The following is a 9285-nucleotide window of genomic DNA, read 5'->3' on the forward strand; positions in this document are numbered from 1 at the left end:
GCCGTCTCGTCCAGAGACAAGAACTCCGCACGCGTGATGCTGGTCCGGGCTGGTCTCAACCCGGCTGGTGCTGAGGGCGTAAGACCATCTGGGGCGCTGCCCCAGATGGCTGCCTGAGCCAGAAATCCCCGATCAGCCCTGAAGGGTGAGGAATCCCCTCCCTTCAGGGAGGGGAGGTTTCAATCCGCACGTCCGGTCGCGGCGACCGTCACACCCAGCCCGATCATCGCGAAGCCGCCCGCGCCCCCGATGAGCGAAAGCCGCCGCTCGGAGCGCGCGAACCACGTGCGGGCCGCGGCCGCTCCGAGACCCCAGAGCGTGTCGGTGACCAGCCCGATGCCGATCGGCACGAGACCGAGCAACAGCATCTGTACGGGCAGACCGCCTGCCGAGTGGTCCACGAACTGGGGGAGTACGGCGGCGAAGAAGACGATGGCCTTGGGATTGGTCATCCCGACGACGACCCCGTCGAGCACGGTACGCACATCACCGCGCGCGGGTTGGCCGGGCGCGGCCTCGGCCCCCATCCTCAGCTCTTTGCGGTGCCGGAAGGCCTGTACGCCGAGATACACGAGGTAGGCGGCGCCCGCGAGTTTGACCGCCATGAACACGGCCACCGAACGCTCGACAAGCGTCCCTACGCCGAGCGCAACGGCCACGACCAGGACGTAAGAACCGAGGACGCTGCCCAGGACGGTCGCCAATGCTGTACGGCGGCCGTGCGCGAGGGCGCGGCCGATCACGAACAGGACGCTCGGCCCCGGGATCACGATGACCAGCAGGGACATCAGCGCAAACGCGAGTACACGGTCGGTCGACACCATGTCCGCCCCCCCTGGGTCCGTACCCCCTGGCCGTCATTGAAGCAGGTGCGGGTGGGAGGGGGCGTGGGGTGTGTGCATCTCCACCGGGCCGAGCGCATCCCCCACGAACGTCGCGAGGGTGCCCGCCGGCGGGAGGCCGGGGCTGGCCCGAAGTACGGGCTGGTCTTCGTCGACCGGCTGTTGGTGACGCTGGTCCACCTGCGGACCGGACTCACCTACCAGGCCCTGGGGGTGATCTACGAGGCTCGTCCACCGTCGGCCGGGGTGACGGGCAGGCCGCCAAGACCACCACCGTCAGCGAAGAGCAGGGCCGGGTCGGGAGCCGAACGGCCGGGCCGACTCGTTCTCTCAACGCATCGCGCGTCTTGAGGACAGCCTTCTGCGGGAGCCTTTAAAGGTCCAGGCGGACCTGAGAGCCCGGCCGCACGACGGTGTATTCGGAGCGGCCCTGGTCGCACTCCTTACCCGATCACGCGAGGTGAACGACGCTTTTTTCAGAAGATTGCCGGGCCCGCCAGCGCAGGAATGCGGCGGCACCGGTAAGGACGACGGCAAGGCTTGCCAGCACGCAGACAAGCACGTTGATCGTCATGGAGACGTACTCCACCGTTGGGCCATCGGAGTAGATGCAGGCGTTGCGAAGAGGCCAGTACTCCTGTTTCATGCTTGCCAATTCGGCACCGGAGGCGTTCCGGTCTTCGCACAACTCCGGGAACGGACCCCCCATGGTGACGGAGTACCAGCCGTAGCAGTACACGGCTGCTGCCGAAGAAGAGAAGATCAGAACGAGAACCGCACAGAATTTGGACAGAGGCTGGGGTGGGTTGTTCAGCAGGAGAAAGACGGTCACGATGCCCGCTCCCGCCGTAGCCACACTGAGGAGCAGCAGCATGCCCATCAACGGCACCGGCACTGTGTCACCTTCTCTTCGTTCATCTCCGCGGCTGCACGGGACTGTCTACCCTTTGGCATTCAGCGGAATTGGGTGATCTCATGCCCTGGTAGCAGAAAGGTGCCGTTGACCTGCAAGGATGCGGGTGTCTAAGCCGTATCTGCTGCAGAAGTCAGGGCACCTTTCTGGTGGTTGAGCGTACAGGTTGGGACCGTCGGCTGTCGGTGGTGGCTGACGGGAAGAGGCTGGTCGGGCATGCCGGGGCGGTGCTGCTGCGCCGGTGCGCTGACGGTACGGGGCTGACTGACGCGCTGGCCGGGGTGCTGCCGTGCAGCACAGCGGCCGGCTGGCGGGAACGTGCCGGGGTACTGGTGCATCTGGCGATCGCGATCGTGCTCGGGGCGACGAACCTGTTGGAGGCCGGCAGCTCCAACGGCATCACGGGCCGCTGTTCGGGCTTGGGGCCTCGGACTCCACTGCCCGCCGCACGCTGGCTGTGCTCGACGAAGCAGCCCTTGCGAAGATCGCCAAGGTCCGGGCGCGGGTGCGCCGACATGTGTGGAGCCTGCTGCATCTGCGGCCGGGCGGCTTCCCGTGGGTGATGGTGGCGGGCAAGCGGCTGACCGGCTGGATCGTCATCGATCTGGACGCCACCGTCATCACCGCGGCGTCCAAGAAGGCCGGGGCAGCGGTCACGTTCAAGAAGACGTTCGGGTTTCATCCGCTGGCCGCGTGGTGCGCGAACACCACCGAGTCGCTGGCCATGCTCCTGCGGCCCGGCAATGCCGGAGCCAACACAGTGGCCGACCACATCGCCGTGTTCACCGACGCGCTCGCGCAGATTCCTGACTCCTCGGCCGCGAAGATCCTGGTCAGGGTGGACGGTGCCGGAGCTACCCACGGGCTGCTCGAACACCTGCAAGCCCTGAGCACCACGCGGCGCACGGTCCGCTACACCGTCGGCTGGAAAATCACCGAAGACGACGAGAGGGCCATCGCGCAACTGCCCGAGGCCGCCTGGGAGACCTCCCTGCACCAGGACGGCAGCCTGCAGGAGGGCTACTTCGTCGCGGAACTGACGGGGCTGAACACCCGTGCCGGCTGGCCGACGGGAATGCGGCTGATCGTGCGCCGGGTACGCCCGACCCGGCGGCACCTGAAGAAGCTGACCGGGTTCGAGACCAGGACCGGCTGGCGTTACTGCATCACCGCGACCAACATCCACAATATGTGGGGAATCTTCGGCTCGGGCCACAGCCAGTTCCTCGACGTACTGCACTGCTCGCACGCCGGGGTGGAAGACCGGGTGCGCACCAACAAGGCCATGGGCCTGGACAATCTTCCGTCCGCCTCGTGGGAGGTCAACCGGGGCTGGATGCTTGCCGCGAACCTCGCCGCCGATCTCGACGCCTGGCTGCGACTGCTGGCCCTGCACGACACCGATGGCCTGGCCGACGCCGAGCCGGACACCATGCGCTTCCGCCTTTACCACCTTCCCGCCCGCCTCGCCGACCACGCACGCCGTCGTCGGCTGCGGATCGACGCCACCTGGCCTTGGGCAGAAGCGTTCACCACCTGCTGGTAGCGGCTTACCTCTCTCCCAGCCCTCACCTGACGGCGGGCGCCGCCCCGTCAAGGGCCAGGAAGGAGAAGACCGGCAGTACTCCGGGCCAGTGGAACCCGGCGCGCCCGCGGCGTCACGCGACGGCCCACCCCGAACGGATGGGGACATTACGGGCAAGCTGCCGAGCAGGTCAGCGGCCGAGCCCCGCTGACGAATCGAGGTCAACAATGGATATGAACAAGCTCTGGCTCCCGGCATTCGGCGGGGAGCCAGAGCTTGTTCATGAGCGGTGTCAGCTGTGTGCGTCCGCCGGAGCATGACGGAAGAAGGCGCGGATCTCAGTGGCGCATGCGAGAGCGATGAATACGCACATGGCGATGGCGGCTGTTCCAACCAGCGTGTCCGGACCGAAGGTCTCCCTGGTGATCGAGGTCAGGAAGGCAGTGGCGATGGCGAGTTCTCCCAGGGCGAGGACTACCAGCCAGGCGGTGCGTACGGCACGGGGGGTGCCTGCCCGTGCCTTGTCCAGTCCCAGGAGTGCGGCTCCACCGGCCATGGTGACTACGGCCGCGACGATGACCGCGGTGTACAAGATCCCGCTGGAGCCCGAAGGGTTGGTGTGGTCCAGCTCTGCGGTGTCGGGGCCGAGACTGAACGCGATTTCGAGCAGGGCGATGTACGCGACCTGAACGAGGATCAGGATCGGTGCAATGCGTCGGCTGAGCATGTGCGTCATGCGTTGCTCCTCACGAGGTTCCCACTCTTGATTTTCCACAGCTTCCCCGTCGAAACTGCACTCTTGCACGAACTCTTGGCCTTCTTCCAAGCGTCCCTTTTGCCCTCGTAGTAGCGGCCGATTTCGCGGCCCTTCTTGTTGTTTCTGAGGTCCATCGTCTTATCGTCACCCCGCGACTGGGACTCGTGACGAGTGGCTACCTCGTACGCCGTCTCATGGTTGGAGTGGATCTCCATCATGGCGTTCCAGTAGCAGTGCCTGAAGGCGTCGCCCGTGCCCTGGAAAAGAGTCGAATCGGCATACAGCTTCTTGGACCAGTACAGCGCCACGTCCGCTTGATCGCGGGCGATGGAGCAGTCGTACGGGTTCCAGTAACAGTATTCCCGCTCAGCGGGCGTGACAGTGTAGCCGCCTCCGCTGGGGTCAAGCAGGACCGGATAGTGCACGCTCTGGCCGGCGGCCGGGGCGAGTGCGATCACGATGTCGTTGCCGGATGCCGTCATGGAGACCGGAACCGTGTTGCCCTTGGCGTCGAGTGCGAGCGGAGCGGAGATGAAGGTGGCGAGACCGCCCTGGCTGTCCGAGATCATCAAGGTGTTGTCCGCAACGGCAGTGAGTTCCTGCCCTGCCTGGACGTTGGCCTTGTAGGTGAAGGACTTGGGGGCGTCGGCGCTGCGCAGCAGGTGGAAGATCTCCACCTGGCTGGTACTGGAGCGGGTCGCGATGGTGTCGGCGTTGGTTTGGGTGTTGGGGTATATGACCAGGCCGGTGCTGCTCAGTTCGGCGGCAGAGGCGTCGGCTGCCGGCATGTCCAGCAGGGTCTGGGCGGTGCCGTCGGCGCTGGTGCTGGTGAGGGTGCTGCCGGCGTTGTCCGGCAGTTCCGTGACCGGGGCAGCCGTCGCGGTTTCTTCGGTCTCCTGCTTCTCGGGGTCGATCTGTTCGACGTAGCCGGGCGGGGCGTCGTCGCCTTCCTCGGGGATGTCCTCCTCGGGGAACTCTTCATCGGTCTCCACGGTCTCGTTGAGGGGGTGGAGGGTGTCGGCGAAGTGAGTCTCGGCTATCTCGTTGATGTACGGCGTGGCGAGCTTGCCGGTGATAGCGCCGGCGTGGAAGGTGTGCTGGCCCCACTCGGACCAGGTGCCTGCCGCATTCTTCACTCTCGCGCTGAGCGTGTGCGTGCCACGGGCAGCAGGGGTCCAGGAAATGCTTGTGGCCCCGTCGGCGAGGGAGGCACTCGCAGCAGTTCCGCCATCGAACGCGTATTCAACGGAAACGGCCTTGCCAGCCGGGTCGGTGATCTTGAAGGTTCCGGGCTGGCCAGCGTCTCCGTGCCACAGGCCGTCGGCGGGATAGCCGGTGGAAGTGAACGTCGGCGCAGTCGGCACGGAGGTGTCGACGGTCAGGGTGCGCCATGGCGACCAGTTGCCGTTCCAATCGGTGCCGTCGTAGGTGGATATTCGCCACTTGTACGACCCGGCAGTCAGTGCCGGTGCCGTCCATGCGCCCGTCGCGCCCGGCGCGACGTACGGAGAGACACCGGAGGCCAGTTTGGTGGTTCCGGCGGCGTTCCACACTTCGAAGGTGAAGCGCACGTTGTTCCCGTCGGCATCGGCAGCCTTGGCCTGAAGCGTCGGGGTGGTGTCGGCTGTAACCGCACCGTCAGCCGGGTTGACCGGGGCGGCGACGCCCGGCTTGGTGTTGTACGTGACGGACAGGGCCGGCTCGGTCGGTCCCTGAGAGCCGTCGACATAGTTGGCGGACCGGAAACGGCGCCAGCTCAGCGAATCAGTTTCGTCCACGGCCTTGATCTGGAAGCCGTAGTTGGGCTGTCCATCCGCCCACGCCTGGGCGGCGTTGTTGACGTCCCAACGCATGAAGTTCGCTGGGCACGCGGAGCTGTAGCCGTATGCACCCTTGGCGACGGCGGCGCCGGTCGCGGTGGTCGCCGGCTGCGCGCCCCACGTCACGCCGCTGGGGTCCCAGTTTCCGGTGATCCGGCGGGCTTCGACACCTGACCCGGTGGTGGAGCAGGTGGAGGACCAGTACGAGTGCAGGCGCAGTTCGGCACTGAGAATGTGCTTGCCCGTGTACTTGGACACGTCGAACTTCACATACGAGCGGGCCTTGGTGGTGCCCCCGTCGTAGGTGCCGGCTTTCAGCTCGGTAGAGCCGCGCTGCGAGTCCGGGTAGTTCGTGGCGACCCAGGTGTCCGTGGATGCGGCCAGGGTCGTCGTCGGGTCGATGGTGAGCGGATAGGTCACGCTCGGGTCCGACAGGAACGACTGGCTCGGCTTGAGCACGAGCACGGTTCCGTCGGGGGTGTCCTCCACCGTGGTGGCGATTTCCGCGGACCGCAGGGGGTCACCGGACTTGGGGTCCGTTCCGGTTCCCCACATACGGGGTGCCGGCGCGCTGGCCACGAGTGCACCCTTGCTGTCCTCCAGGCGCAGGTGGCCCTCGGCGGTCTTCTCCAGCTCGACACCGTCCAAGGTGACTGGCAGACGCAGCTCAACCGGCTCGCTGGGTCGCTTCTTGAGGATCAGCGACTCGGAGAACCCGTTCGGCAGCGCGGTGACGTGAAGGTCACCGTCTGGGACGACCGACGAGTAGACGGCGGTGTCACCGTTCAGCCGCGGCGCCGGCAGAGCCTTGCCCCAGTCCAGCCCGAAGGCGCGCCCCCCGCGCTCTACCGTGGCGAAGTCCTCGGAGCCTCCATCGGACAGGGCGACGTCGGCAACAGCAGTCTTCGGCTCCAGACGCTGTCCAGTGTCGATGAGCGTGGTGTCGAGGCGCTTCCACTTACCGTCCTCCTGCACCCGTACGGGCCCGGAAGAGATGTCAGTGGTGAGGGTGCCGTCGGGGTTGGCGAATGTGGTCGAATCCGCCGCGCGTTCCGAAACGGCTTCCACCCGGTGTCCGCTCAGTTTGGCTGCGAGCTGAGCTGAGGCGACATCGGGTGCCTCGGTGACCCGCTTGAGGGCGTCGGCCGATGCGAGTGCCTGGCTCCCTGAGGAGGATGCCTCCACTGCTTGAGCGGTGCCTGCTGTATGGACAGCGAGCGTGGTGGACAGCGCCAATGACATGGCGGCCGCCGTGAACCGTCGGTTCATGTTCCCCCTTAACTGCTTCAGTGATCACGGAAACGTGATCAAGGTGGGGGGATTCTATGAACGGTCAGTGTGGGCGAGTGACCGCCCGAGCGCTGCCAACCAGGCCATATGCTGCCAAGTCAGCAACAAGGGTTGGTGATCTCGGTCACTGGCGGGAGAGATGCCGTTCGCGCGCACCAAATGCCACGCCTCCAAGCTGCACGGGGACACGGCGAACGTTCATGATCACGTACGTGCATCGAATCGCAGGACGTCTTGTACGTGGCGATCTGCGTGAAGATCATGCTCATGACCTCCTCGAGTAGAGGGAGCTGTGAAGGTAGAGGCAGATGACTCGTTACGACGACACCTCCGTGCCGGTTTTGGTGACGGAGGACTGTGCGTCCAGGAAACGGGCGACGGGGAGACAGGCGGTCCTGACTCCCAAGCGTTTCGCGCTGGTCTGTGGGACAGCCTTGGTGGTGGCCGCTGTTGCGGTCGGCATCTGGATGACCTGGTTCCGGCTGCCCTACGCTCTGGCCGACTCACCGTCGGTCGACGTCACGGTTAAGGCAGAGAAGTCTGAGTACCCGGATGTCGCAGAGACGGCGGAGGACGTGACCCCGCTCCTGCGGGTGTACGTGCAGCGGCTCAAGGCTAATGACGCCGAAGGGCTGGCGAAACTAGCCGGCCCCGCCTTTGACCAGCCCGACGCAGAAGCCCGCAAGTTCGTCCAGGAGTACGCCGCGGGCGCACAAGGCCATGTGGAAGCCACAGTTGTAGAAGGCGTGGTGGATTACTTCAACCGGGTGGACCTGGTGTACGAGAAGACGGGACAGCGGCAGAAAATCCTTCTCGTCCACGACGACGGGCACTGGTGGGTCGCCCTGGGCGACGGCGATTCGGCGGCGGGCAATGTAAACAGCACCGACTGACCCGATAGGCCCCTCTCAGGCTCACAAAGACAGTGGCCTGCACACCCATTCAAGGGTTGCGCAGGCCACTGTCGCGTGAGGAGAAGGGGTGAGCGGAAGCCGGACCGGTCGCGGACGGCGAGCGCGTCTCCTTTGTGTATCCGTCATGACCCTCTTGGCGCGTTTCAGGGTGGCTGTGGGTCGAGCCTGGTGAGGTCGTCCGAATCTTCATGGACACCAAGAGGGGCCAGCGCGATACGACCGTCAAGTCTGACGGGACATTCCAAACCGAGGTTGTGATCCCCGGATCGGTCTACAGTCCGGGGAGCGTCGGCGAGGTAAGGGCTGTTGGGCTCACCCGCGAGATTACGGCGGATAGGCCGATCCGCGTCACCGGCTGACGGTCGGGGGCCGTTGCTCAGCTCCCCAACAGCGGGCACGCCGTGTGCCGTTCACCGCTTGAAGCCCAGGGGCCTTAAGCCATGGCTCTGTCGGCGAGTGGTGAACAAAGCCACGTAACGCTCGTCCCTTGCTCCCGTGTCGGCGTACTCGCCGTTCACGTGTACGCCGACAAACGGGGCCAGTTGCCGATGTCGCGATTCGCTCACGGGGCACGGATATTTCCCGACCATCGGCCAGGGTGGTGAGGATGCCCCGAATTCGGCGCGCCGCAGGGTGTTGTGAGCATATTTCTTATTAGCCTCCCGTAACTCGACGAAGTCGATCTATTGCAGATCGCATTCACCTCACTCCACCGGAGATGACATGCACAAGCTCCGCAAGGCCGCCGTTCTGGTCGCTGCCCTCGGCAGCCTCGGACTCCTGGGCGCCGGCACTGCCCACGCCGACGGGGGTGGGTACGGCCACGGCGGCAAGGGTGGCGACCACTTCAACATCAAGCAGAGCTCCAACTGCAAGTCGCACGACCTGAACCTCGACATCCTCGGCCAGGTCGGGCTGCTCAACGGCGCGCTGGGCAACCTGCTTGGCGGCGAGGGCAACCCGGGCGCACAGAACACCCACATCGGTTCGACCATGGGCTGCAACAACAGCGCCTTCTAGGCGTGTGATGGTCGCATAGACGGCCGAGAGCGGGAAAGTGGTCCCGGCACCGAGCCCCAGGCCCGGCGCCGGGGCCCCCTTTTGTGTCGAAAAGGCCATCCGGTCGGCATCGTCGGCGGCGCCGAACACAGAGTGGCCGCCAGCAAGAGCTGACGGCCAATCACGAAAGGTCGAGGCTAAGGCCAATACCAGTGACTTAGTGGT

General features: G+C 65.6%; 8 protein-coding genes and 1 pseudogene. 4 read left to right on the top strand and 5 right to left on the bottom strand.

The genetic code is table 11. The annotated features are described in order from the left end of the window. Nucleotides 1-117 (top strand): annotated as a pseudogene (locus J7I98_RS41955) (RNA-guided endonuclease TnpB family protein); the annotation flags it as partial. A 62-nt stretch (nucleotides 118-179) separates the two neighbouring features. On the opposite strand, the gene J7I98_RS39005 reads toward J7I98_RS41955, so the two are convergent. From J7I98_RS39005 to J7I98_RS39015, 3 genes are all read right to left on the bottom strand, one after another. Then, nucleotides 180-824, bottom strand: coding sequence for a LysE family translocator (locus J7I98_RS39005; RefSeq protein ID WP_214929805.1), 645 nt, complete (start codon nucleotides 822-824; stop codon nucleotides 180-182). Nucleotides 825-857: 33 nt separating this feature from the next. Beyond that, entirely contained in the window at nucleotides 858-1022 is a 165-nt protein-coding gene (locus tag J7I98_RS39010; protein ID WP_214929806.1) for a hypothetical protein, read from the bottom strand. Nucleotides 1023-1293: 271 nt separating this feature from the next. After that, complete coding sequence (locus J7I98_RS39015) at nucleotides 1294-1737, bottom strand: hypothetical protein (protein ID WP_214929807.1); 444 nt, start codon at nucleotides 1735-1737, stop codon at nucleotides 1294-1296. A 475-nt stretch (nucleotides 1738-2212) separates the two neighbouring features. Here J7I98_RS39015 and J7I98_RS39020 point away from each other — a divergent pair, with 475 nt between their 5' ends. Beyond that, nucleotides 2213-3301 (top strand): IS1380 family transposase, encoded by a 1089-nt coding sequence (locus tag J7I98_RS39020; RefSeq protein WP_308378104.1) that lies wholly within the window; start codon nucleotides 2213-2215, stop codon nucleotides 3299-3301. Nucleotides 3302-3572: 271 nt separating this feature from the next. Here J7I98_RS39020 and J7I98_RS39025 read toward each other — a convergent pair whose 3' ends face one another. Together J7I98_RS39025 and J7I98_RS39030 are read right to left on the bottom strand one after the other, a co-directional pair. Continuing rightward, a complete protein-coding gene (locus J7I98_RS39025; protein WP_214929808.1) occupies nucleotides 3573-4016 on the bottom strand; it encodes a hypothetical protein in 444 nt (147 codons plus the stop codon). Continuing rightward, nucleotides 4013-7126: a DNRLRE domain-containing protein gene (locus tag J7I98_RS39030; RefSeq protein ID WP_214929809.1), complete on the bottom strand. Its 3114-nt coding sequence runs from the start codon at nucleotides 7124-7126 to the stop codon at nucleotides 4013-4015. The genes J7I98_RS39025 and J7I98_RS39030 overlap by 4 nt, the downstream gene beginning before the upstream one ends. Before the next feature lie 329 nt (nucleotides 7127-7455). On the opposite strand from J7I98_RS39030, the gene J7I98_RS39035 reads away from it, so the two are divergent. Together J7I98_RS39035 and J7I98_RS39040 are read left to right on the top strand one after the other, a co-directional pair. Further along, complete coding sequence (locus tag J7I98_RS39035) at nucleotides 7456-8040, top strand: hypothetical protein (RefSeq protein ID WP_251021852.1); 585 nt, start codon at nucleotides 7456-7458, stop codon at nucleotides 8038-8040. Nucleotides 8041-8784: 744 nt separating this feature from the next. Then, nucleotides 8785-9081, top strand: a complete 297-nt coding sequence (locus tag J7I98_RS39040; protein ID WP_214929810.1) for a hypothetical protein — start codon at nucleotides 8785-8787, stop codon at nucleotides 9079-9081. Nucleotides 9082-9285 lie beyond the last annotated feature (204 nt).

This window comes from Streptomyces sp. ISL-98 (assembly GCF_018614055.1).
Taxonomy (GTDB): domain Bacteria; phylum Actinomycetota; class Actinomycetes; order Streptomycetales; family Streptomycetaceae; genus Streptomyces; species Streptomyces spiramyceticus.